Annotated in this window: 21 protein-coding genes; 7 read left to right on the plus strand and 14 right to left on the minus strand. The window is 71.1% G+C overall.

Features of this window, described 5'->3' with window-relative positions; genetic code table 11:
• Positions 1–213 precede the first annotated feature (213 nt).
• Positions 214–1197, plus strand: coding sequence for an NAD(P)H-dependent flavin oxidoreductase (locus V5F75_RS19065; RefSeq protein WP_394035096.1), 984 nt, complete (start codon positions 214–216; stop codon positions 1195–1197).
• Positions 1198–1670: 473 nt separating this feature from the next.
• On the opposite strand, the gene V5F75_RS19070 is transcribed toward V5F75_RS19065, so the two are convergent.
• Positions 1671–2114, minus strand: a complete 444-nt coding sequence (locus V5F75_RS19070) for a nucleoside deaminase (RefSeq protein WP_394035097.1) — start codon at positions 2112–2114, stop codon at positions 1671–1673.
• A 300-nt stretch (positions 2115–2414) separates the two neighbouring features.
• Between V5F75_RS19070 and V5F75_RS19075 the strand changes: the two genes are divergently transcribed.
• Both V5F75_RS19075 and rsmD read left to right on the plus strand, forming a co-directional pair.
• Positions 2415–4472, plus strand: coding sequence for a pseudouridine synthase (locus V5F75_RS19075; RefSeq protein ID WP_394035098.1), 2058 nt, complete (start codon positions 2415–2417; stop codon positions 4470–4472).
• A 15-nt stretch (positions 4473–4487) separates the two neighbouring features.
• On the plus strand, positions 4488–5039 hold the full coding sequence (gene rsmD, locus V5F75_RS19080) for a 16S rRNA (guanine(966)-N(2))-methyltransferase RsmD (protein WP_394035099.1): 552 nt from the start codon (positions 4488–4490) through the stop codon (positions 5037–5039).
• A 206-nt stretch (positions 5040–5245) separates the two neighbouring features.
• Here the strand turns inward: rsmD and V5F75_RS19085 are convergent, their stop codons facing one another.
• The gene (locus tag V5F75_RS19085) at positions 5246–5521 is read right to left on the minus strand and encodes a metal-sensitive transcriptional regulator (protein ID WP_394035100.1); all 276 of its coding nucleotides are present in this window, start codon (positions 5519–5521) and stop codon (positions 5246–5248) included.
• Positions 5522–5681: 160 nt separating this feature from the next.
• Between V5F75_RS19085 and V5F75_RS19090 the strand changes: the two genes are divergently transcribed.
• Positions 5682–8465, plus strand: coding sequence for a heavy metal translocating P-type ATPase (locus V5F75_RS19090; protein WP_394035101.1), 2784 nt, complete (start codon positions 5682–5684; stop codon positions 8463–8465).
• Positions 8466–8558: 93 nt separating this feature from the next.
• Here the strand turns inward: V5F75_RS19090 and hemW are convergent, their stop codons facing one another.
• From hemW to rph, 3 genes are read right to left on the minus strand one after another with little or no spacing between them, the layout of a single operon-like run.
• Complete coding sequence (gene hemW / locus V5F75_RS19095; RefSeq protein WP_394035102.1) at positions 8559–9770, minus strand: radical SAM family heme chaperone HemW; 1212 nt, start codon at positions 9768–9770, stop codon at positions 8559–8561.
• A gap of 17 nt (positions 9771–9787) precedes the next feature.
• The gene (gene rdgB / locus V5F75_RS19100) at positions 9788–10423 is read right to left on the minus strand and encodes an RdgB/HAM1 family non-canonical purine NTP pyrophosphatase (protein WP_394035103.1); all 636 of its coding nucleotides are present in this window, start codon (positions 10421–10423) and stop codon (positions 9788–9790) included.
• Positions 10423–11136: a ribonuclease PH gene (gene rph / locus V5F75_RS19105; RefSeq protein ID WP_394035104.1), complete on the minus strand. Its 714-nt coding sequence runs from the start codon at positions 11134–11136 to the stop codon at positions 10423–10425. Before rph ends, rdgB begins: the two co-directional genes overlap by 1 nt.
• Before the next feature lie 178 nt (positions 11137–11314).
• On the opposite strand from rph, the gene hrcA reads away from it, so the two are divergent.
• Together hrcA and grpE are read left to right on the plus strand one after the other, a co-directional pair.
• Entirely contained in the window at positions 11315–12418 is a 1104-nt protein-coding gene (gene hrcA, locus V5F75_RS19110; protein ID WP_394035105.1) for a heat-inducible transcriptional repressor HrcA, read from the plus strand.
• A 114-nt stretch (positions 12419–12532) separates the two neighbouring features.
• Entirely contained in the window at positions 12533–13159 is a 627-nt protein-coding gene (gene grpE, locus V5F75_RS19115; RefSeq protein ID WP_394035106.1) for a nucleotide exchange factor GrpE, read from the plus strand.
• A gap of 512 nt (positions 13160–13671) precedes the next feature.
• Here grpE and V5F75_RS19120 read toward each other — a convergent pair.
• Positions 13672–14115, minus strand: a complete 444-nt coding sequence (locus tag V5F75_RS19120) for a response regulator (protein WP_394035107.1) — start codon at positions 14113–14115, stop codon at positions 13672–13674.
• 229 nt (positions 14116–14344) lie between these two features.
• On the minus strand, positions 14345–14914 hold the full coding sequence (gene efp, locus V5F75_RS19125) for an elongation factor P (RefSeq protein WP_394035108.1): 570 nt from the start codon (positions 14912–14914) through the stop codon (positions 14345–14347).
• Between the two features lie 104 nt (positions 14915–15018).
• Here efp and epmA point away from each other — a divergent pair, with 104 nt between their 5' ends.
• Positions 15019–16116 carry an EF-P lysine aminoacylase EpmA gene (gene epmA, locus V5F75_RS19130; protein WP_394035110.1) on the plus strand — a complete coding sequence of 366 codons (1098 nt, stop codon included), beginning with the start codon at positions 15019–15021 and terminating at the stop codon, positions 16114–16116.
• Between the two features lie 78 nt (positions 16117–16194).
• Here epmA and V5F75_RS19135 read toward each other — a convergent pair whose 3' ends face one another.
• The 7 genes from V5F75_RS19135 to V5F75_RS19165 form a co-directional block, all read right to left on the minus strand.
• Positions 16195–16497, minus strand: a complete 303-nt coding sequence (locus V5F75_RS19135) for an STAS domain-containing protein (protein WP_394035111.1) — start codon at positions 16495–16497, stop codon at positions 16195–16197.
• Positions 16487–18115 (minus strand): Na/Pi symporter, encoded by a 1629-nt coding sequence (locus V5F75_RS19140; RefSeq protein ID WP_394035112.1) that lies wholly within the window; start codon positions 18113–18115, stop codon positions 16487–16489. The genes V5F75_RS19135 and V5F75_RS19140 overlap by 11 nt, the downstream gene beginning before the upstream one ends.
• 311 nt (positions 18116–18426) lie before the next feature.
• On the minus strand, positions 18427–18876 hold the full coding sequence (locus V5F75_RS19145; protein ID WP_394035113.1) for an ATP-binding protein: 450 nt from the start codon (positions 18874–18876) through the stop codon (positions 18427–18429).
• Between the two features lie 292 nt (positions 18877–19168).
• Positions 19169–19846, minus strand: coding sequence for a GNAT family protein (locus tag V5F75_RS19150; protein ID WP_394035114.1), 678 nt, complete (start codon positions 19844–19846; stop codon positions 19169–19171).
• Between the two features lie 2 nt (positions 19847–19848).
• Complete coding sequence (locus tag V5F75_RS19155; RefSeq protein WP_394035115.1) at positions 19849–20862, minus strand: ABC transporter substrate-binding protein; 1014 nt, start codon at positions 20860–20862, stop codon at positions 19849–19851.
• On the minus strand, positions 20859–22841 hold the full coding sequence (locus V5F75_RS19160; protein WP_394035116.1) for an MFS transporter: 1983 nt from the start codon (positions 22839–22841) through the stop codon (positions 20859–20861). The genes V5F75_RS19155 and V5F75_RS19160 overlap by 4 nt, the downstream gene beginning before the upstream one ends.
• Positions 22838–23515, minus strand: a complete 678-nt coding sequence (locus V5F75_RS19165) for a hypothetical protein (protein WP_394035117.1) — start codon at positions 23513–23515, stop codon at positions 22838–22840. Before V5F75_RS19165 ends, V5F75_RS19160 begins: the two co-directional genes overlap by 4 nt.
• Between the last annotated feature and the right edge of the window lie 98 nt (positions 23516–23613).

The raw sequence follows: 23613 nt of genomic DNA on the forward strand, positions 1-23613 counted from the left end.
CGCAGCATTACGATGACACCTCCAAGACGACATCTCTTGGCCGCTTCGGCGCCCCCCGGCACGGGTGAACCGAATTGACAGGCGGTTCACCTATAGGTCAACTCCGGCATCCGGCGCGCGCCGGCGGGACGATCCCGCCGCAGCGCGGAGCGGCGCGCAGAAGGCCGCGGCCGGTCCACAGGCCCCGCCAGGACGGCGGATGGAGGACACCCCATGCTCGATACGCCCGCTTGTGCCCCCGCCACGGTGGCCAACCTTCTCGGCCGGCTCGCGGTGCCGGCCATCGCCGCGCCCATGTTCCTGGTCTCGGGGCCGGACCTGGTGGCGCAGACCTGCCGGGGCGGCATCCTCGGCACCTTCCCCGCCCTCAACGCCCGCACCACCGACCTCTACCGCGACTGGCTCGACGACATCTGCGCCCGCAACGCCGCTTATGCCGGTGCCGCGCCGTTCGGCGTCAATCTCATCGTCCACAAGTCCAACGCGCGCCTCGAAGCCGACCTCAAGGTGACGGTGGAGAAGAAGGTGCCGCTGGTCATCACCTCCCTGGGCGCGGTGCGCGAGGTGGTGGAGGCGGTGCATTCCTACGGCGGGCTCGTGTTCCACGACGTCATCAGCCGCCGCCACGCGGAAAAGGCCATCTCGGCGGGCGCGGACGGCATCATCGCCGTGTGCGCCGGCGCCGGCGGCCATGCCGGCACGCTGAGCCCGTTCGCCCTGGTCGGGGAGATCCGGCGCTTCTTCACGGGCACGCTGGTGCTCTCGGGCGCCATCTCCACCGGCGCGCACATCGCAGCGGCGCAGGTGATGGGCGCGGACCTCGCCTATCTCGGCACCCGCTTCATCGCCACGCAGGAGAGCCTCGCGGCGCAGGAATTCAAGGAGATGATGCTCGGCTCCGCCGCCGAGGACATCGTCTACACGGATGCCATCTCGGGCGTGAACGCCAATTTCCTCAAGCCCTCCATCCTGCGCGCGGGGCTCGATCCGGCCAACCTGCAGAAGCACGGTGGGCTCGACATGGCGAACGAGGCCAAGGCCTGGCGCGACGTGTGGTCCGCCGGCCATGGGGTGGGCTCCGTCGCCGACATCCCGCCCGCGGCCGAGCTGTGCGCCCGCCTCGCGCGCGAGTATGACGCCGCCCTGGCGACCGCCTGCGCCCGCGCGGCGGCCCGCCGCGACGCCGCCTCCGCGTGAGAGGCCCCCGCGCCCGCCCGGAGGAGGCGGGCGCGCGGCAGACAGGACCGACGGGGCCGGAAGCTTGCGGCAGGGGCAGCGCGCTTTGAGCCGGGAGCTTGGAGCGCGCGCCCTTTCCGCCCGTGAAGACGCGCCGGCAACGGACGGGCTGCGGAGGATAGGAAAGGAGCCGCGCGGCAGGGCCTGGAGCCGGCCGGCGCCACACCTGCGCCGGCGGCCCGCCCGGTCGCCTGCCGGCGTTTCACCCTCGAATGGACGCCGCGCCCGTGGCCCCGGGCGCGGCCGCCCCCATCCGCTTGGGATACGGCAGCGCCTCACTCCCAGGCCGGGCCAGCCAACCCGCCACCTGCCCAGCCGCCCTTGCCCGGCGATCCCTTGCCAAGCTGCACCTTGCGGAGCGACCCCGGCGCGCGCCCGCTCCTTGCGCACGCGGGAAGACCCGACGCCGCACGGAAATCCGGGCCCCGCGTCTCTCAGCGCCGGTCCTGGAAGAAGGCGCGCAGCACCTCCGCCGCCTGCCGCTCGGCGATGCCGCCGTACACTTCCGGCGCATGGTGGCAGGTGGGCTGGGAGAAGAAGCGCGGGCCGTTCTCCACCGCCCCGCCCTTGGGATCGGACGCGCCGAAATAGATGCGCCTGAGCCGCCCGAACGAGGCGGCGCCGGCGCACATGGCGCACGGCTCCAGCGTCACGTAGAGGTCGCAGTTCATCAGCCGCTCGGATTTCAGCCGCGCTCCCGCTGCGCGGATCACCAGCATCTCCGCATGGGCCGTGGGGTCGTTCAGCTCGCGGGTGCGGTTGCCGTCGCGGGCGAGCACCTCGGTGCCGCGCACCAGCACCGCGCCCACCGGCACCTCGCCGCGCTCGGCGGCCGCGCGCGCCTCGTTGAGCGCCATCTGCATGAAGGTTCCCGACATGTGCGTCCCGTGGCCGTGGTCTTGCTCTGCGCGCCGTGAGCATCTTCGGGCGAACGGCAGTGCGCGCGATGAAAATGCGGCGGAGCGCCTATCTGGCACATTCGCGCCGATCAACGAAACGCGAAAAGCGCACCCGGCGCTCGCCGCGCCACAATTGGTGTGCTAGAGGCGGAAGGAAAGGTCCCTTGCCGCACGCGGCCGGGGACATATCGCCATTCGTCTCCAACAATCAGATGCAGGGTGTCCGTTCGGCAGGGCTTCGCGCCGAGCCCTGCCGAACGGACATATTCGATTCAGCAGATGCCGCGCACCACACCGCCCCGCAAGGACAAGAACAACGTTCCGCGCCTCAAGCGCGAGCTGCCCGCCGCCCCGAAGAAGGAGGCGGAGCGCATCGCCAAGGTCGTGGCCCGCGCCGGCCTCGCCTCGCGCCGCGAGATCGAGGAATGGATCGCAGAAGGGCGCATCGCCGTGAACGGCGAGGTGCTCACCAGCCCCGCCGTGACCGTGACGGCGAAGGACAAGATCACGGTGGACGGCGCGCCGCTGCCCGAGAAGGAGCGTACCCGCCTCTTCATCTACCACAAGCCGCGCGGCGTGGTGACCACCAACCGCGACCCGGAAGGCCGCGCCACCCTGTTCGAGATCCTGCCCCAGGGCCTGCCGCGCCTCGTCAGCGTCGGGCGGCTCGATCTCAATTCGGAAGGCCTGCTGCTGCTCACCAACGACGGCGGCCTCGCCCGCGTGCTGGAGCTGCCCGAGACCGGCTGGCTGCGCCGCTACCGCGTGCGCGCCAATGGCGAGATCGACCAGGCCAAGCTCGACACCCTCATCAAGGGCATCACCGTGGACGGCGTGGAGTACGGCCCCATCGAGGCCGAGCTCGACCGCGTCCAGGGCGCCAACGCCTGGATCACCGTCTCCCTGCGCGAGGGCAAGAACCGCGAGGTGCGCAACGTGCTCGGCGCCCTCGGGCTCAAGGTGAACCGGCTCATCCGCGTCTCCTACGGGCCGTTCCAGCTCGGCGAGATCCCCGAGTGCGGCATCGACGAGGTGCGCACCCGCGTGCTCAAGGAGCAGATCGGCGCCGAGCTGGCCGCCGCCGCCGGGGCCGATTTCGAGGGCCCCGTGGTGGAGCGCGAGATCGAGCAGGAGCCTGATGCCGCCCGCCGCCTCGCCGCCCGCATGGCCGAGGACCGGGCCGAGCGCGCCGCCACCAGGGCCAGCGCGGCCGAAGGCCAGGTGCGCAATGAAGGCCAGGTGCGCGACGAGTTCCGCCCCGCCGGCCCCAGGACGCGCCGCCGCATCGCCGAGGATGGCGCGCTGGAGAGCCGCGGCACGGTGGCTGACCGCAAGGGACGCGCCGTGAAGGTGGAACGCCTCGCCGCCCGGCCGGACGAGCGGCCCGCGCGCGACGGCAGGGGCTTCGGGCGTCCCGCCGGCAGCCGGCGCTTCGAGGAGGAGGGCCGCGCGCCCTTCCGCGAGGGTGATGAACGGCCCCGCCGCCCGCGCGGCGAAGGCGCGCCGCGCCGGTTCGAGGAGGACCGCCCGCGCCACGGCAAGGGCGGGTTCGGCGGCGGATTCGGCAAGCGCGCCGAAGGCGAGCGCGGCTTCCGTCCGCGCGACGGCGAGCGGCGCGACGATTTCCGCAAGCGTGACGACCGGCCGGGGCGCAGCTTCGGCGAGGGCGGCGAGAACCGCCGGCCGGCGCACGGCAAGGGCGGATTCGGCGGCGGCTTCCGTGATCGTGCCGAGGGCGAGCGCGGCTTCCGCCCGCGCGACGGCGAGCGGCGCGACGATTTCCGCAAGCGCGAGGATCGGCCGGGGCGCAGCTTCGGCGAGGGCGGCGAGAACCGCCGGCCGGCGCATGGCAAGGGCGGATTCGGCGGCGGCTTCCGTGATCGTGCCGAAGGCGAGCGCGGCTTCCGTCCGCGCGACGGCGAGCGGCGCGACGATTTCCGCAAGCGTGAGGACCGGCCGGGGCGCGGCTTCGGCGAGGGCGGCGAGAACCGCCGGCCGGCGCACGGCAAGGGCGGATTCGGCGGCGGCTTCCGTGATCGCGCCGAGGGCGAGCGCGGGCCGCGCGGCACCGGCTTCTCCGGGCGTTCCGAGGGCGGCGAGGGCGCGCCACGCGGCAAGAACTTCGGGGGCAAGAGCTTCGGAAACAAGAGCTTCGGTGACCGGCAGGAGCGCCGGGGGCCGCCGAAGGAAGGCTTCAAGGGCGGCCCGCGCGGCGCGGCCAAGGATGGCGCGCGGCCCGGCGGCTTCAAGGGCGGCAAGCCCTTCGGCAAGGCCCCCCGCGCGGGCGGCCCCGGCAAGGGCGGCGGCCGCCCCGCGGCCCCGCGCGGCAAGCGCTGAGGCACGGGGCCTGCCATGCGCATCGTCGGCGGCACGCTGAAGGGGCGGGTGCTGAAGGGCCCCCCCTCCAGCGCCACGCGCCCTACCTCCGACCGGCTGCGCGAGAGCCTGTTCAACGTGCTCGCCCACGCCTATGACGACCCCTGCGAGGGCGCGCGGGTGCTCGATCTCTTCTCCGGCACGGGGGCGCTGGCCATCGAGGCGCTCTCGCGCGGGGCGCGCTTCGCGCTGATGGTGGAGGAGGCCGCAGGCGCGCGGGGCGTGATCCGGGAGAATGTGGAGGCCCTGGGCCTCACCGGCGTCACCAGGATATTCCGGCGCGATGCCACCAGGCTCGGCCCCGGCGAGCCCTACACCCTCGTGTTCTGCGATCCGCCCTACGGCAAGGGGCTGGCGGAGGCCGCCCTCGCCTCGGCGCGCGCCGGCGGATGGCTCGCACCCGCGGCGCTGCTGGTGGTGGAGGAGCGCACCGGCGCCTTCGCCGTTCCGGAAGGCTTCCGGGAGCTGGAGCGCCGGCCCTATGACGAGAGCGAGCTGATCTTCCTGGAGCCGGTCGCGGCAGCCTGAGCGGCCCCGGCCGCGATACCCCGGCCACGCCTCTCCCGCGCAAGCCGCGCGCCCGCTCATGGGAGAGCGCGCATGCCCCACGGCATGCGCGCGCCAAAGATGCCTCTCCCGGCGCGAGCGCTCAAGCCGCGCCCCGGCCCATGCGACGCCCCCCTGAACTTCCGCGACTTCCCCCGCCGGCCGGCACCGGCCCCGCCAGAAGCGCCCTATCGCTCGGAGCGCATGATGACGGCCATCAGCTCGGACACCTTGCGGCGCTGGTCCTCCGCGTCGCCGGAGCGGATGGCGTGCTCCACGCAATGGCCCACGTGATCGCGCAGCACCTCCTCCTCCACCCGCTTCAGGGCGGCGCGGACAGCGGAGATCTGGGTGATCACGTCAATGCAGTAACGGTCCTCCTCCACCATACGAGAGAGGCCGCGCACCTGGCCCTCGATGCGGCTCAGGCGCTTCTGGACTTGTTCCTTCGTCGGGCTGCGCATGCCTTGCCATATACCCCCATCGGGTATATTGAACAAGCCACATACCCCCTGGGGGTGTAGGATTGATTTGAATTCTTCCGGGCGTGAGCCAGCTCAAGGCCGCGAGGGGCGGATGGGCCGAGGCTTCGCCCCGCTTTGCGAGAGCCGAGAGGACACGGCCATGGCCCACACACCCGAACAGACCGGCGCCTCCGATTGCTGCGGCGGCAAGGCCGCGCCGGCGGCGACCGCCATCGATCCGGTCTGCGGCATGAAGGTTCCCGCCACCGCCGGGCAGCCGACCAGCAGCTTCGAGGGCAAAGCCTATTTCTTCTGCTGCGAAGGCTGCAAGACGACATTCGATGCGGACCCGGCGCGCGCCATCGCCAACGCGCCGGCTCCGCTCGCGCTGCCTGCGGCGGCGGATGCCGCACCCAAGGCCGGCGCCTGCTGCGGCGGGCATGACCATGCGAAGCACGACCATGCGGGGCACGACCACTCCGCCCACGCGGCGGCCCCCGCCTCCGCCAAGGTGAAGGACCCCGTCTGCGGCATGGACGTGGACCCTTCCCCCGAGGCCGGAAAGCCGAGCAGCACCTACAACGGCAAGAGCTTCCATTTCTGCTGCAACGGCTGCAAGACCAAGTTCGATGCCAACCCGGAGCAGTATCTCGCCCCGGTCATCGATCCCGTCTGCGGCATGAGCGTGGAGCCGGGTAGCGCGAAATATGCCGCCCGCCACGCCGGCAAGACCTATTTCTTCTGCTCATCCTCCTGCGAGACCAAGTTCAAGGCCGATCCCGCCGTCTACACCGGCGAGAAGGCGCCCCCGCCGCCCGCCGAGGTGCCCGAGGGCACCATCTACACCTGCCCCATGGACCCCGAGATCCGGCAGGTGGGTCCCGGCATCTGCCCCATCTGCGGCATGGCGCTGGAACCCGAGCTCGTGACCCTCGACGAGGGCCCGAACCACGAGCTGCAGGACATGACCCGCCGGTTCTGGATCGGCCTCGCGCTCACCCTGCCCGTGTTCGTGTTGGAGATGGGCCAGCACCTGCTGGGCCTGCACCTGCTGCCGCAGCAGATCTCGAATTATATCCAGTTCCTGCTGGCCACCCCGGTGGTGCTGTGGGTGGGCAAGCCCTTCTTCGAGCGCGCATGGCTGTCACTGAAGACGCGCAACTTCAACATGTTCACCCTGATCGGCATGGGCACGGGCGTGGCCTATGCCTATTCGCTGGTGGCCACCTTCGTGCCTGGCCTGTTCCCGGCCGAGTTCCACACCCATGACGGGGCGGTCGCGGTCTATTTCGAGGCGGCGGCGGTCATCACCGTGCTGGTGGCGCTCGGCCAGGTGCTGGAGCTGCGGGCGCGCGACCGCACCTCCGGCGCCATCAGGTCGCTGCTCTCCCTCGCCCCCAAGACCGCCCTCCTCATCCGTGCCGACGGCACCGACGCGGAGGTGGCGCTGGATCTCGTCGCCCCCGGCAATCTGCTGCGCGTGCGCCCCGGCGAGAAGGTGCCGGTGGACGGCGTCGTCACCGAGGGCCGCGCGGTGGTGGACGAAAGCCTCGTCACCGGCGAAGCCATGCCCGCCTCCAAGGAGCCGGGCGAGCGCGTCATCGGCGGCACCGTGAATTCCTCCGGCGCCTTCGTGATGCGGGCCGACAAGGTGGGGCGCGACACCGTCCTCTCGCAGATCGTGCAGATGGTGGCCGCCGCCCAGCGCTCGCGCGCGCCCATCCAGCGCCTCGCCGATCAGGTCTCCGGCTGGTTCGTGCCGGCGGTGGTGGCGGCCGCCGCCGTGGCCTTCGCCGTGTGGCTGGCGGTGGGGCCGGAGCCGAGCCTCACCTTCGCGCTCATGGCCGCCGTTTCGGTGCTCATCATCGCCTGCCCCTGCGCGCTCGGCCTCGCCACGCCCATGTCCATCATGGTCGGCGTGGGGCGCGGCGCCCAGCTCGGCGTGCTGGTGAAGAATGCCGAGGCGCTGGAGCGCATGGAGAAGGTGGACGTGGTGGTGGTGGACAAGACCGGCACCCTCACCGAGGGCAAGCCGAAGGTGGTGGCCGTCCAGCCCCTGCGCGGCTTCGAGCCGAACGACGTGCTGCGGCTCGCCGCCAGCCTGGAGCGCTCCAGCGAGCATCCCCTCGCCGCCGCCATCGTGGCCGAGGCGAAGGCGCGCGAGCTTGCCCTTGCGGAGCCTTCGGGCGTGGAGAGCCCGGCCGGCAAGGGCATCTCCGGCGCCATCGAGGGCCGCACCGTGGTGATCGGCCACGCCGCCTTCCTGGGCGAGCACAGCGTGCACACCGACCACCTCACCGCCGCCGCCGAACGCTACCAGAAGGAGGGCGCCACCGCCGTGCTGGTGGCGGTGGACGGCCACGCCGCCGGCGTCATCGCCGTCGCCGACCCGGTGAAGGCCACCACCGACGCCGCCCTGAAGCGCCTCGCCCGCGACGGCGTGCGCGTGGTGATGCTGACCGGAGACAACCGCACCACCGCTCTCGCGGTCGCCAAGCGCCTCGGCATCGAGGAGGTGGAAGCCGAGGTGCTGCCCGACCACAAGGCCGCCGTGGTGGAGCGCCTGCGCAAGGAGGGCCACGTGGTGGCCATGGCCGGCGACGGCGTGAACGACGCCCCCGCATTGGCGGTGGCCGACGTGGGCATCGCCATGGGCACGGGCACGGACATCGCCATGGAGAGCGCCGGCATCACCCTGCTGAAGGGCGACCTGCTCGGCATCTGCCACGCCCGCTCGCTCTCCAGGGCAACCATGGCGAACATCCGCCGCAACCTGCTGTTCGCCTTCGTCTACAATGCGGCGGGCGTGCCCATCGCGGCGGGCATCCTCTATCCGGTCATCGGGCTGCTGCTGTCGCCCATGGTGGCTGCGGCGGCCATGGCGCTCTCGTCCGTGAGCGTCATCACCAATGCTCTGCTGCTGCGGGCGTGGCGTCCGGAATGAGCGGAAGGGGCGCCGCTCCTTCCATACCGGGGCGGCTCACATGCCGCGAAGGTTGGCTGAAGGCCCGGGCATCACGCTCACGGGCCTTCGGCGTCAGTCCCTCGCAAGCGCGGCGATGACCGCGTTGAGCACCGGGAAGCCCTCGGCCGTCACCATCAGCCGGGGGCCGCGGCGCATCACGAGCCCCTGCTCCTCCAGCGCGGCGATGCCCGCCTCCGCGAGCGGCCGCCCGGAGAGGCGGGCATGGCGGTCGAGGTCCACCCCCTCTTTCAGCCGCAGGCCCATGAGCAGCATCTCGTCCGCCTGCTCGGGGCGCGAGAGCGGCTCGTCGCTGACGATGCCATGGCCGGCACGCTCCACCTGTGCGAGCCAGGCGTCCGGCATCTTCTCCACATAGGTGGCGCGGCGCTCGCCCTCCACCGCGATGCGTCCGTGGGCGCCGGGGCCGATGCCGACATAGGTGCCATAGCGCCAGTAGACGAGATTGTGCCGCGCCTCGGCGCCTGGCCGGGCGTGGTTGGAGATCTCGTAGGCGGGAAGGCCGGCGGCGGCGGTCACTTCCTGCGTCACGTCCCACAGGGCACGGGAGAGGTCATCGTCGGGCAGCAGCAGCTTGCCGGCGCCGTAGAGCCGCTCGAAGGGCGTGCCGGGCTCGATGGTGAGCTGGTAGAGCGAGAGGTGCTCGCAGCCCTCGGCGAGCGCCCGCTCCAGCTCCCGCGCCCAGGCTTCGGGCGTCTGGCGCGGGCGGGCGTAGATGAGGTCGAACGACACCCGCCGGAACGCCGCGCGGGCGATGCCCACCGCTTTCAGCGCCTCCTCCACCGTATGCATGCGGCCGAGGTTCCTCAGGTCGTCGTCCTGCAGCGCCTGCACGCCGAGGGAGACGCGGTTGACCCCCGCCGCCCCGTAGCCGTGGAAGCGCGCGGCCTCCACAGAGGTGGGGTTCGCCTCCAGCGTGATCTCGGCGCCGACGGCGAGCGGCCATGCCGCATCGATGGCCTCGAGGATGCCGCCCACCGTCTCCGGCGTCATCAGCGAGGGCGTGCCACCCCCGAAGAACACCGTCTCCGCCCGCCGGGGACCGGTGAGGGCGCGCATGTGGGCGATCTCCCGCCGGTAGGCGGCAAGGAAGCGCTCCTGGTCCGGCGCCTCGCGCCGCACATGGGAGTTGAAGTCGCAATAGGGGCACTTGGCGAGGCAGAACGGCCAATGCACATAGACGCCGAAGCCGCCATCGGCAGGCGCGTCCGCCCCCTCCCCCGGCAGCGGGGGCGTCGCGCGCGATGAGCGGGAAGCCGCGCCCAAGTCCGCCGTCTCCGCCGTCACGCCTTCAGGCATGCCTGGGAGAGCTGCAGGAAGGCGCGGGCGCGGTGCGACAGGCCGAAGCCCCTGGGGGGCATGGAGTGCTTCTCCTCCGCCGTCATCTCCGCGAAGGTGCGGGTGTGGCCCTCGGGCACGAACATGGGATCGTAGCCGAAGCCCTTGGCGCCGCGCGGCGGCCACACCAGCGTGCCTTCCACCACGCCCCTGAATTCCTCCAGGTGCCCGTCCGGCCAGGCGATGCACAGGGCCGAGACGAAGCGCGCCCGGCGCTGCGCGGGCGCGGTGGCGCCGGCCTTCTCCAGCGCGGCCTGCACCTTCTCCATGGCCATCTCGAAGTCGCGGTCCGGCCCCGCCCAGCGGGCGGTGTGGATGCCCGGCGCGCCGCCGAGCGCATCCACCACGAGGCCGGAATCGTCCGCGAAGGCGGGCAGCCGCGCGGCGCCCGCCGCCGCCTCGGCCTTCAGCCGGGCATTGCCCTCGAAGGTCTCGGCGGTTTCCTCGGGCTCGGCAAGGCCGAGCTCGCCGGCGGAGACCGCATCCACCCCGAAGGGCTCCAGCAGCATGCGCATCTCGATGAGCTTGCCGGGATTGTGGGTGGCGACCACGAGCCGCCCGGTGAGGATGCGGTGAGCCATCAGGCGATCGCCTTCTTCTGCAGCTCCACCAGATGCTCCACCCCGCTGCGGGCGAGGCCGAGCAGGGAGAGAAGCTCATCCTGCGAGAACGGGGTCTTCTCGGCCGTGCCCTGGATCTCGACAATGCCGCCGGAGCCGGTCATCACGAAATTGGCGTCGGTCTCGGCCACCGAATCCTCGGCGTAGTCGAGATCGAGCACCGGCGTGCCCTCGTAGATGCCGCAGGAGACCGCCGCCACGTGCTCCTTCAGGGGCATCTCGCGGATCATGGAGCGCGCGCGCATCCAGGAGAGGCAGTCGTGGAGCGCGATCCAGGCGCCGGTGATGGAGGCGGTGCGGGTACCGCCGTCGGCCTGGAGCACGTCGCAGTCGACGGTGATCTGCTTCTCACCCATGGCGACGAGATCCGTCACCGAGCGCAGGGAGCGGCCGATCAGGCGCTGGATCTCCTGGGTGCGGCCGGAGGGGCGCCCGGTGGTGGATTCGCGCCGGGTGCGGTCATGGGTGGCGCGAGGCAGCATGGAATATTCGGCGGTGACCCAGCCCCGGCCCTGGCCCTTCAGCCACGGCGGCAGGCGCTCCTCCAGGGTGGCGGAAACCAGCACGTGGGTGTCGCCGAACTTCACGAGGCAGGAGCCTTCCGCGTGGCGCATCACGCCCCGCTCGAATGAAACGGCGCGCATCTCGGTGCTGGCGCGCTTGCTGGGGCGCATGGCGTATTCCTTCATGTCTCTCGCTTCGGGCGCTCCTTTTGGAGCCGCGGGGCGCAAACCGCAAGGGCGGGACGGCCGCAACACGCTTGAAGCGAAGGGCGGGAGGCGACACATATAGGAAAGCCACCCGCCCCGCGGCCGCCGCGTGCGGGACGGCACCTGAAAGGCGTGCGCATCCGTGGCGATCGATCCTCTCTTCTCCCTCTCCTCCGGCGCCCTGGCGCAGATCGACGCCCGCGCGCGCGAGATCTTCCGCCAGATCGTGGAGAGCTATCTCGCCACCGGCGAGCCGGTGGGCTCGCGCAACCTCTCCCGCCTCATCCCCATGACGCTCTCGCCCGCCTCGGTGCGCAACGTGATGGCGGACCTGGAGGCGGCGGGCCTCATCTACGCCCCCCACACCAGCGCCGGGCGCCTGCCCACGGAGCGCGGACTGCGCTTCTTCGTGGACGCGCTGATGGAGGTTGGCGACGTCAACGAGCGCGACCGCACCAGCATCGAGACCCAGGTGGTGGCGGCCGCCCGCAACACCACCGTGGAAGGCGTGCTGCAGGAGGCCTCCACCCTGCTCTCCGGCCTCGCGCGCGGGGCGGGCGTGGTCACCGCCACCAAGACCGACCCGCGCCTGAAGCATGTGGAATTCGTGCCCCTCGACCCCGGCCGGGCGCTGGTGATCCTCGTCTCCGAGGACGGGCAGGTGGAGAATCGGGCCCTGGCGCTGCCGCCGGGGCTGCCCGTGTCCGCACTCACGGAAGCGACAAACTTCCTCAACGCCCACATCCGCGGCCGCACCCTGGCGGAGGCGCGGGCCGAGATGGAGAGCCTGCTCGCCGAGCTGCGGCGCGACCTCGACGCCATCACCGCGCGGGTGGTGGAGGATGGGCTCGCCTCCTGGTCCGGCGACGACCCGGCCGAGCGCAAGCTCATCGTGCGCGGGCAGGCGAAGCTGCTGGAGGACCTTCATGCCCTGGAGGACCTGGAGCGCATCCGCCTGCTGTTCGACGACCTCGAATCGAAGCGCGAGGTGGTGGACCTCCTGGGCCGCGCCGAGGAGGCGCAGGCGCTGCGCATCTTCATCGGCTCGGAGAACCGGCTGTTCTCCCTGTCCGGCTCCTCCACCATCGTCGCGCCCTATCGCGATGGCCAGGGGCGGGTGGTGGGCGTGCTCGGCGTCATCGGGCCGACGCGGCTCAATTACGGGCGCATCGTGCCCATGGTGGACTTCACCGCCCGCCTCGTGAGCCGGGTGCTCGGCGCGCCGGGAGGGGGCGACGCGGCCTGATGGCGCGTCCCCATCTGATCGCGCAGGCTTGATTTTTGCCCTCCACGCTCCGATATGCCGTGGGATCAACGGCAGGTCCGCACGGACCTTCTCCAGCCAAAAAGGAAAGACCGGATGAGCGAGCAGACGCGCGCGCCGGAGACCGGCGACGGCATCGAGGACACGGGGCTCAACCAGGCGGGCGCTCCCGAGGCGGGCTCTCCCGCCGAGCCCTCTCTCCAGGCCGAGAAGGAGCGCCTGGAAACGGAGATCGCCGCGCTGAAGGACAAGTATCTGCGCGCCTTCGCCGAGGCCGAGAATGTGCGCCGCCGCGCCGACAGGGAAATCGCCGACGCCAAGGTTTACGGCATCGCCTCCTTCGCCCGCGACATGCTGACGGTCGCCGATGACCTCAACCGCGCGCTCTCGGCCGTGGATGACGAGGCCAAGGACCAGGCCGAGGGCGCCGTGAAGGCGCTGCTCGAAGGCATCGAGATCACCGAGCGCGGCCTCGCCCAGGCTCTGGAAAAGCACAAGATCCGCCGCATCGAGCCGCGCGGCGAGAAGTTCGACCCCAACCTTCATCAGGCCATGTTCGAGGTGCCGGACCCGTCCGTGCCCAACGGCACGGTGGTGCAGGTGGTGCAGGCGGGCTACGTCATCGGCGAGCGCGTGCTGCGTCCGGCCATGGTGGGCGTCGCCCGCGGCGGCCCCAAGGCCGAGGCCCCGGCGCCCGAGGCCAAGCCGGAAGGCGAGGCCTGACGGCCAAGCGAGGACACCGGGCGGGCCGACGGCCCGCCTCCGGGCTCTCCATCTCAATCAGCATTTCCAGATTGCCGCACGCAGTGAAAGCCGGAGGGGAACCATCCGGCCAAACGGGTCGTCCCCTCTCCCACCGCCGCGAAGCCGCCGTCCCGATCCGGCCACCTCAACGAATTGGCCGGGCGCATTGTCAGGCGCTCTGGCTTCTCTTGGCCGCGCCGTCGATCGTTTTCCGCTCGCATCGGCTCGCGGCAATCATTCTGGGTTTTCGATATCGCGCATTTTCTTTGCGTGAGCCGGGACCCACTTCTCTTGAAAATGCGCTCAATCCTGGCTCTGCCGCAATTCCCCGCGCAAAACCGCTGCACGCTTTCGCTGGAATTGCCCTAACCTATTGATTTGAGGCAATTCCGGACGCGAAACCGCTGCGCACTTTTGCTGGAATTGCTCTAACTTATTGATTTGACGCAATTCCGGACGCGAAACCGCTGCACACTTTCGCTGGAATTGCTCTAGGAACGCTCCGGGGCGGGCAGGTGCGCCGCGTCGGCGCGACCGTCACCGGAGCCGGCTGAAAGGCCATCTTCTCCCGCATTGCCGTTCACGATGGTGACGAGGGCATCCGCAATCATGCGACCGGTGAAGGGCTTGGCGACGCGGGGCCGGTCCGCCAAGGCGCGCGGCATGGGCTCACGCCCGGTAAAGGCCGAGCAGAACACGAAGGGCACGCCCCGATCCGCCAGCACCACCGCGGCGGGGAAAACGCTCTCGCTGCCGAGGCTCACGTCCAGAAGCGCCGCGTCGAGGCCCTCGCTGCGAGCGGCGGCCATGGCCGCCGATAGGCTGGCCACGGGGCCCACCACATCGCACCCGAGGGTGCGCAGCTCGCCTTCGAGGCCCAGGGCGACCAGGAACTCGTCTTCCACGACGAGCACCCGCAATCCCGCGAGATCCATGTCGTCACGCCTTTCGCCAACCGGCCGCGGCACAGGCGCGCGACAGGTCCTTTTCCGGCCTCCCCTCCGGCCCGCCCCGGCATCTGGCGGGGCGGCATCGGCGGGCTTCAGCCGTTTTCCCGCTCAACGGGCGGCGGGGGCGAAAGTTCCCTGGGCCTTTAGGCTTAGGGCGCGGGAACGAAGGGTCTCGCCGTCATTCCACAGGTGGGGGCGACGGCGGAGGACACCCTCAGTCCTTGGCGCGCTCCACATAGGAGCCGTCGACGGTCATCACGACCACGCGGGTGCCGGCGGCGACATGCGGGGGCACCATGGTGCGCACGCCGTTGGAGAGCACGGCCGGCTTGTAGGAGGAGGAGGCGGTCTGCCCCTTCACGGTGGGCTCGGTGTCCACGATCTCCAGGGTGACGCGCGCCGGCAGCTCGATAGCGATGGGATTGCCATTGTGCGTGGAAAGCATGCATTCCATGCCTTCCTGGAGGTACACGGCAAGGTCCCCCATCACTTCCTTGGACACCGTCAGCTGCTCGAAGCTCTCGGGATTCATGAAGGTGTAGCCTTCCGAATCCTCGTACAGGAAGGTATGCGGGCGATCTTCCACGAAGGCGCGCTCCACCTGCTCGGTGGTGCGGTAGCGCTCGGAGATCTTCACGCCATCGGAGATGCGGCGCATGTCGAGCTGCGTGACCGGCGTGCCCTTGCCGGGATGGATGTTCTCGGCGGTGAGCACCACATAGAGCTTGTCGTCGATATCGACCACGTTGCCTTTGCGCAGGGAGCTGGCGATGACCTTGACCACGTCGCGTCTTCCTCGAACTTTTCGCGGCGGCACGCCGCTTATCTTCGTCGGCGCGCACCATACCCATCTTGACGCCGAGCGCCACCCTCGCCACGGCGTTTCGGATGCCCAATCCGGCTTGTGAAGGACGTTTCCCCGTGAAACTGGTATCTGGCTCCGGCCAAAGCCCCTGGTGGGACCGGGAGGTCCATGCCGACCGCCGCCCCTTCCTCCTGGCGCGGGGCCGCATCACGGCCGCAACGCGGGCCTGGTTCCTGGAGCGGGACTTCATGGAGGTGGAGACACCCATCCTCCAGGTTTCGCCCGGCAACGAGGCGCACCTGCACGCCTTCGCGACCGAGATCACCGCCCCCGACGGCGGCCGCCGGCCGCTCCACCTGCGCACCTCGCCCGAATTCACCGCCAAGAAGCTGCTGGCGGCGGGCGAGCCGCGCATCTTCGAGCTGGCGCGCGTGTTCCGGAACCGGGAGCGGGGCATGGCCCACCATCCGGAGTTCACCATGCTGGAATGGTACCGCGCGGGCGCCTCCTGCGCGGACCTCATGGAGGATTGCACCGCTCTGCTGCGGCTCGCTGCCCGCACCGGGGGCGCCGGCGCCTTCGCCTATCGCGGCGCGGCGTGCGATCCATTCGCGGAGCCGGAAAGCCTCACCCTCACCGAGGCTTTCGCGCGGCACGCGGGCATCGACCTGCCCGCCACCCTGCCCGCCCCCGGCATTCCCGCGGACCCGGCGCCGCTGGCCGCGGCCGCGCGCGCGGCCGGCATCCGCGTGGCGGCGGACGACGGCTGGGCCGATATCTTCTCGAAGGTGCTGGTGGAGCGGGTGGAGCCCCACCTGGGCATGGGGCGCCCGACTTTCCTGTGCGACTACCCGCTGAGCGAGGCCGCCCTCGCGCGCCCGAAGCCGGAGGACCCGCGCTTCGCCGAGCGGTTCGAGTTCTATGCCTGCGGGCTGGAGCTGGCCAACGCCTTCGGCGAGCTCACCGATCCGGCCGAGCAGCGCCGGCGCTTCACCCACGAGATGGAGCTGAAGAGCCGCCTCTACGGCGAGCGCTATCCCCTCGACGAGGACTTCCTGGCCGCCCTGGCGCAGATGCCGGATGCCGCCGGCTGCGCCCTGGGCTTCGACCGGCTGGCGATGCTGGCCACCGGCGCCCGGCGCATCGAGGACGTGCTGTGGGCGCCTGTGGCGACGCCGTGAGGCTGGAGCGGCCTCACGCGAAGCGGAAACCGCTTCGCGTGAGGAAAACACGTCAACGCAAGAGCTTGGAAGGCCCGGTCAGGAAATCTCGAACAGGGTCGAGAAACCGGAGATGTCGAACACCTCGCGGATCTGCGGCTGAAGCGAGGTGAGCGCCAGCCGGCGCTTGGCGTTGCGCATGGCCTTGCCCGCCACCAGCAGGGCGCGCAGGCCGGAGGAGGAGACATAGTCCACCCCGGCGAGATTGACGACGATGGCGCCGTCGCTCATGGAGACCACGTCCATCAGGCTGGTCTCGAACGGCTTGGCGTTCGGCGTATCGAGCCGCCCGGCCACCTTCAGCAGGATTTCGCCGTCCACCTGCTCACGCTCAATGTGCATGGATGCCGTCCCGCTCCGCTGACATCATTTCGTCACTGGCATTATCGTCATTCGCGACCGGGCGCAACGCCACGGCGGTTCTGCGGATCAGCCAGATCGCGCGTTCGAACAGGCTGGTGGCGAGCAGAAGGCGGCGCGCGTCCTCGCCCGTGCCGATGCTCGCCCCGACCAGGCTGCGGCGAATGCGCGTCAGCAGCTCGCTGCGGTCCGCGGTCAGCGTGGCGATCACCTCATAGTCGTCGGCGCCCTCGGCGTCCGCCAGGGACAGGACGATCACCCGCAGCGATTCGGACAGGTTGAAGGCGAGCTGGGGCGGCGTGTCATAGCTCTCCACCACCTCCGCGAAATCGTGCAGCGTGTCCTGCAGCACGCGGATCATCTCCACCAGCGCCTGCTGCTGGAGCGCGATGTCGAGGGTCTCGCGCTCCGGCGCGCGGCCGATGAGATCGGTGAGGAAGCCCTCGGTGGTGCGGGCGATGGAGGCCGCGCCGCGCCACAGGGCGAGCCGCTCGCCCGCGCCCGGCGCCTCATCCACGTCGAGGTCCGGCAGCAGGGTGGGCAGAAGCTGGATCAGCCGCCGGATCTCCTTCTCCGAAAGGTCGAGCGCGGTGGCCGGCGCCTCCAGGGCGCGATCATGGACATAGCGCGGGCGCGAGGCGCCATCCTCCAGCGTCGGCGGGCTGAAGCGGATGGCAATCGCCTCCGCGGTGGTCCGCGCGAAGGCCACCGGAACCGCACCGGCGAGTTGCAGGGCGAGGAACAGCAGCGAAAGCGACAGCGCCGCCTTGCCTCCGCCGAGGATGGAGAGCGCGGCCGCCGGATCGCCCCCCGCCAGCCCGGCGCCGAGCCAGACCGCCAGCACCACCACGCAGCCGATGAGCTTCACCTGGATATGGGCATAGCAGAGCTGCCGCCCCGTGCCTTCGAGCCCCCCGGCGGCCACCAGGGTGGCGAGGCCGGAGCCCAGGTTGGCGCCGAGCACCACGTAGAAAGCGGAATCGAGCCCCATCACCGCCGATTGCAGCAAGGCCAGAACCAGGATGGTGGGCGTGGAGGAGGACTGGCTGAGGGCCGCCGCCACGAGGCCGAGCGCGAAGCCCACCCAGGGCGTGAGCCCGGCATCGAGGAACGCCGCCAGGGCCGCGGGATCGATGGCGCGGGGCCCCTGCTTGATGAAGTCGAGCCCCAGCAGCGCCAGCGCCAGCCCCAGCGCCACGCCCATCCACTCGCGCCAGGCGGGGCGGCGGTCGAGCCGGAGCTGGAAGCCGAACCCCACCAGCGCCAACAGGTAGAAGATCACCAGCCGGAAATCGATGGCGGCGATGAACACCAGCGCGGCGGTGCCCACGTTGGCGCCCGCCACAACGGGAATGGCATCCCGCGTGGTGAACACGCCGCCGCGCACGAGGTTGCCGCAGATGATGGCCACCGCATTGCTGGACTGGGTGGCCGCGCCGGCGAGGCTGCCGGAAACGAGGCCGGTCAAGGGAGATCGCGTGGCGCTGCGCAGCAGGTGCCGCACGCCGCGGCCGGTGGCCTGCTGGAGGTGCGACGAAAGCGTCTTGAGGCCGACGAACAGCAGCCCAAGGCCCGCGAGAATTCCCGCCAAGATCATCATGAGCGCGTCATGGGCACCTGGCCCGTGTCCCCCGTGCCCGAGCGGCGGGCCTCCGCGCCAGCCCGGCATTCCACGCGGCCCGGCGGCGAAACCGCCACGGCGGATAGAGACACGCAGCACAGCGCTTCAGATGTGAAGAGGCTCTCATAGCCGCGCTTCATGACACTTCTGCGACATCGCGCGAAGCCATCGGGCGCCTCGTTCCCCGCGGGTTTGATGCGAAGGGACACCTCACGCTGGGTGAAGGGCGCATGACAAGGCCGACAGCATCCGAGGCCCTCCGGGCTACGACACCGACGCGCGGAAGCGCCCTAATGCGCGGCCGGCGCCGCCACCATGGTGAGGTGATTCTCGCCATCCTCGCGGCGATAGGCGAGGCTTTCCATGAAGTGGCGCATGAGCTGCACGCCGTGGCCGCCGATCCTGGCATCCTCGATGGCCGCCACCGCCTCCGGCTCCGCGATGGTGGTGGGATCGAAGGCGACCCCGTTGTCGATGAGCTGCACGGCCACCCGCCCGCCCGGCATCCGGTGGACCTCGACGCGGATGGACGGGTCGTGCGCCACCTTGTCGAAGCCGTAGGAGATGACGTTCGTGAGCGCTTCCTCAAGCGAAAGCTCGAGGCCGAAACGCATGGCCTGCGGCCAGCCCTCCTGCTCGGCCATGTCGCCGAGCCAGGAGGTGACCTCCGAGATGGAGGCGATATCCGCGCCGACCCGCAGCGCAGAGATCAGGGTATCGGCGGCGGGGGTCGTGATCATGGCCGCTGCTCAGGTGGGGGCATCGCAGGCGGTGCCCGCCGCGCGGGGCGCCCGCGAAACGGCGGTCCTCCGCGCGAAAGCGAGGCGGGCGATCGGGACAATGGGGGCGGTTTCCGTCGCCCGCGATGAGTTTTTGGTCTTCATTCCCGCAGCACTTTCGAACTGGGGCCGCCGCGCGCCTGCATAAACGGCGGCTCGCCTCTCGCTTCACCCGCGAAATGCAGTCTAAGGCATTTCCGCGTCCCGTTGAATTGTAAAAATGCTTCGGGGTTGCTGGGGCAGCACGCGGTCTTCAGGCGTCCGCCGGCAGCGGCCGCGCGAACATCACGCCCACGGCGCCGCTGGGCAGGCGCGTGCGCGCATAGCCGCGCCAGCCTTCGGCGAACAGCGCCCTCTGCCGCTCGAAATCGAGCGGATCGGCCACCACCACCGCCCCCGGATCGTGGCGGGAGCCGTCGCGCAGCATCACGTAGCGGGCGTAGCCGCCGAAGAAGAGCTCGATCCCCACGATGGGGAAGCCGCCCGAGAGCAGGTTCGACCAGCTGCCCGGATTGACCGGCGCCGCGGTGGAGAACAGCACCATGTCGCGCGGGGCGATGGCCACCCGCCCGGCGATGGTCATCCGCTGCAGCCCGTGGCCACGGTAATCCGGGTGCACGGAGGCCCCCGCGAGCCGCCCCACGGGGGTGCCGGCCGGCAGGCGCAGCAGCCGGTGCGGGCCGTCCTCGGGCGTATGGTCGTGCTGGAGGATGCCGTAGGCGACGAGATCCGCGCCCTCGAACAGGCCGATGGTGCGTCCGCGCCCGGCGAGGATGCCCTCGAAATAGGCGCGGCTTTCGGGCTTCACCACCTCCGGCCGGGCGACCGGGCCGATGGAGAGGCGGTGCAGAGCCTCCATGGCGTCGAGATCGTCGGGGCCGAGCTCGCGGGAACGGATGGAGGGCATCGGTTGGGCAGCGCTGAGAGCCATGATCACGTGATCACTTCCGCGTAGTTGAGCATCGCGATGGGCGGATACACGCCGAGCTGCTTGGCCACCGACATGTTGATGATGAGGGCGAAGCGCTTCAGCGTCTCGATGGGGATCTTCTGGGGCGGCACGCGCTCCACCAGGATCTCGGCGGCCTTGGAGCCGGCGAGCTGGCCCACGGAATAATAGCGGCTGACGAGTCCCACCAGCCCCTGCCCCTCGCGCAGGAAGAACTCGGTGGCGCCGAAGGTGGGCAGCCGCGCGCTGATGGCGGCGGGCCCCACCCGGCGGAAGATGGAGGCGAGGAAGGTATCGGCCGGTAGGTAGAGCCAGTCGGCGCCCTTCTCCTTCAGCCCGCGCACGAAATCCTCCACCCCGTCTCCGATGGCGCGGGTGCCCTGCATGGCGAGCGGCTGCTCCAGCACCTCGGCGCCGATGCCCTTGCAGAAGGCGCGCATCTCCTCGACGATGGCGAGCGAGTTGCTCTCGTTGGGCGAATAGATCACGCCCACCTTCTGGAACGCCCGGTAGCTCTGCATGGCGCGCATCTGCACGTCGGTGGGCACCACGTGCACGGCACCGGTGACGTTCCGGCCGGAGGAGGCGAGCGAGGGCGCGATCTTCACCTGAACCGGCGCCGCCACCAGGGCGAACACCACGGGAATGTCGCGCACAAAGGGGGCGTCCGCCGGCGCGTCATAGGGGCCCACCACGGCCAGGGTGTTGGGCGTGCCGTAGGTGTAGATGAGGTCCGGCTTGAAGCTGGGCAGCACCTCGTCGAGGATGGGACGCACCCGCGCCGGATCGCGCTCCACGTCGCGGGTCAGGAAGTCCACCGCGATCTCGTTGGCGGCGAAATAGTCGCGGAAGCCGCGTTCCACGTCGGTCTCGCCGCGGAAGGTCAGCATCAGGATGCGAAAGGCCCCCTCCGGCCGCTCGGCGCGCGCGGCCCGGCCGAGGAGCCCGGCGGCACCAGCCCCGAGCCCCAGGGAGAGAAGGGTACGACGATCCATCATACGGGGCTCCCTTCCGAGGAGGCCGCGCGGGTGGCGCGGCGCGGGCCTGACGGGGCGAGACGCTGCCCGGATAGCGCAAATACCAGCGCCCCCGCCACAACCACTGCGCCCATCAAGCCGGTTGTAAAGGAAAATCCGATCGCCGCCATCAGAATGCCGGCTCCCGCCGGCCCGGCCGCGTTGCCGGAGCGCTCCACCAGCCGGAACAGGCCCAGCACGCCGGCCGGGCTGAACCCGCGATTGGCCGCCGTGTCGGCCACCAGCGCCGACTGGGAGGCAATGGAAAGCGCCTGCCCGAGGCCCAGCATCGCCAGCGCGAACACGATCAGCCCCACCGAGGGATGGAGCGGCATCACCAGCGCCCCGAGCCCGGCGACCAGCCCGCCCGCCACCACGAAGGTGGCGCGCGCCTGCAGCCGGTCCGCCAGCGCCGCGAACACCGGCACCGCCACCACCATGAGCAGCGGATAGATCATCTGGAAGCGGCCGATAGCCGCCGCCGAATAGCCCTGGCGCTGCAGCTCCAGCGGCACCAGCAGCAGGCACAGGGCCGCGAACAGCAGCTTGGCCGGGAACGCGCAGCCCAGGAGCAGCGCCATCAGCCGCGGGGCGCGGGCCGCCTGCGCCAGCTCCGCGAAACCCACCTTCACGTGCGCGGCCCGGCGTGGCGCCCGCGGCACCACCAGCAGCGCCACCGCGAGCGCCACCAGCGCCAGGACGGCAGAGGCGCCGAGCGCGGCCGAGGGCCCGAGGCGATCGGCGATGACGCCGCCTATGGGGGGCCCGCACAGGCAGGCCACCATGATCGCGCGCACGAACACGGCCAGCGCCGCGCTGCGCCCGGCGCCCTGGGAGTGGTCCACCACATGCCCCTGGGCCGAGACGAACACCAGCGCATAGCCCGCGCCCGCGACGACGCGGGCGGCGAGAAAGAGGAAATAATCGGCGCTCAGGGCCGAAAGGGCATAGCCCGCGGCCGCCACCGCAGCGCCGAGCACGAAGCCGGAGCGGCGCCCGAGCCGCTCGGAAAGGCCCGCGAACGGAATCTGGCACAGCGCCACCACCGCCATGAAGGCGACGATAGGTAGGCTCGCCGCTGTGTCGGGGCCGAGCCCGCCGCCGGCGGGCGCCAGCGACTGCGCCAGCCGCGGCAGGAAGGGACGGGTCAATTCCTCGGTGAGCATGAACAGGAACAAGGCGGGGCGGATGGCCCCGGCGAGCCCGCTCTCGCCGGCCTCCACGCCGCCGATGCCGGTGCGGGCGGCAAGCGCGTCGAGGCGCGCGGCGAGCGCCGCGTCGCCGCGGGCGCGGGCGCTCTCGCGGGCCGCCTCGTGAGAGGCGCCGAGGCGGGCGACCTGCGCATCCACCGGCGCCACCAGCCCCTCGGCCTCGGTTCCGGCACCGCTGCGGTAAAGCGAGAGGCGCCCCCGCGCGAGGGCGCGCACCCGCTGCTCCACCGCCGCCATGGCCTCGATGCCGCGGGTGCCCACCACCAGCGCCACCAGCTCCAGCGCCACCAGCAGCGCCACCACGCCGATGAAGGCGACATCCACCAGCACCGCCGCCACCTGCGCCCACACCACCGAGGGATCGATGGTGATGGCGATCTCGCCCACGGCGGCGCCGTCCCGCATCACCGGAACGCGCACCACGGTGGGCGCGTCGAGCCGGGCGGCATCGCCGGAACGGGTGCCCCCGCCGCCGGCGAGCGACAGGTCGATCTGCGCGAACTCGGTATTGGCGGCCCGGAGCTCGTCGAAATAGGGGCCCACCCCCACCATGCGGTCGAGGGGAATGCCGGCGGCGTCCGCCCGCTCCACCAGCGCCGCCGCGGAACGGCCGACGCTCTCCGCCTTCACCAGGATGGCGGGAACGATGGTGTGCTCGGCCGCCCGGTGCGCGCCCCAGGCGATGAGCGCCAGCGCCGCGCACAGGATGAAAGCGATGGCGACGGTGATTCCCCCGCGAAGCCCGATCATCGGCCGTCCTTTCCGAAGCCTGCGCCAGCGGCCGGCGCGCCATGCGCGGCCAGCGCATGCACCGCCTCGGCCTCGGCGAGGGCGGCGCGCGCCGCCGGCGGCCAGCAGGCGGGATCGCGGGCGCGGCGGGCGGCCCGCCGCAGGGCCGCCGCCAGCAGCAGCCCCACGGCGATGGTGGCGAGGCAGGCGCCGGCCAGCGCCGGCCAGGCGATTCGCCACAGGTCGCGCCGCAGCGCGTCCTCCCCCTGCGCGAGCACCTGGGGATCATAGCGCATGACCACCCGGCCGATGGATTCGTCGAGATCGTTGCGCACCGCGCGGCGCACCGCATGGGGCTGCGCCGCGTCCGCGTGCGTGCCAACGCGGGCCGCATCGCTGGAGAACACCACCGCCCCGTGCTCGTCCACGAAATCAATGGAGGTGAGCGCCGGCTCGATGCGCGCCTCCCGCTCCAGAAGGGCCGGCAGGGTGGCCTGCGCCGCCGGCGCGATGCCAAGGGAGGCCGCCCTCTCCACCACCGCGCCCAGCCGCTCGGCGGTGACGGCGAATCGCGCCTCAACCGCTGATCGGTATGCCTTCACCAGCGTGATGGACGAGAAGTAGGCGCCGAAGGCGATGCAGGCGGCTGCAATCAGGGCGAACACGCCAATGAGCCACAGCGCAGTGCGCGTCATGCGCGGTTTCCTCCAAATGGAGTACAGGGTACCATGGCTGACTCCCAAGGAGATGGGAAGCATCCTGAGATTGCAGGTTTTTTTAGAACTTGGCCGGA

The sequence above is a fragment of the Xanthobacter albus genome (assembly GCF_043194895.2).
Lineage (GTDB): Bacteria > Pseudomonadota > Alphaproteobacteria > Rhizobiales > Xanthobacteraceae > Xanthobacter.

What these genes read in the sequence shown, in the direction of transcription:
- rph (WP_394035104.1), bottom strand. Translation starts at nt 11,136, where the DNA reads ATGCGCCCCAGCAAGCGCGCCAGCACCGAGATGCGCGCCGTTTCATTC.
- rsmD (WP_394035099.1), top strand. Translation starts at nt 4,488, where the DNA reads ATGCGCATCGTCGGCGGCACGCTGAAGGGGCGGGTGCTGAAGGGCCCC.
- V5F75_RS19085 (WP_394035100.1), bottom strand. Translation starts at nt 5,521, where the DNA reads ATGCGCAGCCCGACGAAGGAACAAGTCCAGAAGCGCCTGAGCCGCATC.
- rdgB (WP_394035103.1), bottom strand. Translation starts at nt 10,423, where the DNA reads ATGGCTCACCGCATCCTCACCGGGCGGCTCGTGGTCGCCACCCACAAT.
- V5F75_RS19070 (WP_394035097.1), bottom strand. Translation starts at nt 2,114, where the DNA reads ATGTCGGGAACCTTCATGCAGATGGCGCTCAACGAGGCGCGCGCGGCC.
- V5F75_RS19075 (WP_394035098.1), top strand. Translation starts at nt 2,415, where the DNA reads ATGCCGCGCACCACACCGCCCCGCAAGGACAAGAACAACGTTCCGCGC.
- V5F75_RS19120 (WP_394035107.1), bottom strand. Translation starts at nt 14,115, where the DNA reads ATGGATCTCGCGGGATTGCGGGTGCTCGTCGTGGAAGACGAGTTCCTG.
- epmA (WP_394035110.1), top strand. Translation starts at nt 15,019, where the DNA reads ATGCCCAATCCGGCTTGTGAAGGACGTTTCCCCGTGAAACTGGTATCT.
- V5F75_RS19090 (WP_394035101.1), top strand. Translation starts at nt 5,682, where the DNA reads ATGGCCCACACACCCGAACAGACCGGCGCCTCCGATTGCTGCGGCGGC.
- V5F75_RS19150 (WP_394035114.1), bottom strand. Translation starts at nt 19,846, where the DNA reads ATGGCTCTCAGCGCTGCCCAACCGATGCCCTCCATCCGTTCCCGCGAG.
- V5F75_RS19145 (WP_394035113.1), bottom strand. Translation starts at nt 18,876, where the DNA reads ATGATCACGACCCCCGCCGCCGATACCCTGATCTCTGCGCTGCGGGTC.
- V5F75_RS19065 (WP_394035096.1), top strand. Translation starts at nt 214, where the DNA reads ATGCTCGATACGCCCGCTTGTGCCCCCGCCACGGTGGCCAACCTTCTC.
- V5F75_RS19160 (WP_394035116.1), bottom strand. Translation starts at nt 22,841, where the DNA reads ATGATCGGGCTTCGCGGGGGAATCACCGTCGCCATCGCTTTCATCCTG.
- V5F75_RS19140 (WP_394035112.1), bottom strand. Translation starts at nt 18,115, where the DNA reads ATGATGATCTTGGCGGGAATTCTCGCGGGCCTTGGGCTGCTGTTCGTC.
- grpE (WP_394035106.1), top strand. Translation starts at nt 12,533, where the DNA reads ATGAGCGAGCAGACGCGCGCGCCGGAGACCGGCGACGGCATCGAGGAC.
- V5F75_RS19155 (WP_394035115.1), bottom strand. Translation starts at nt 20,862, where the DNA reads ATGATGGATCGTCGTACCCTTCTCTCCCTGGGGCTCGGGGCTGGTGCC.
- V5F75_RS19165 (WP_394035117.1), bottom strand. Translation starts at nt 23,515, where the DNA reads ATGACGCGCACTGCGCTGTGGCTCATTGGCGTGTTCGCCCTGATTGCA.
- V5F75_RS19135 (WP_394035111.1), bottom strand. Translation starts at nt 16,497, where the DNA reads ATGCACATTGAGCGTGAGCAGGTGGACGGCGAAATCCTGCTGAAGGTG.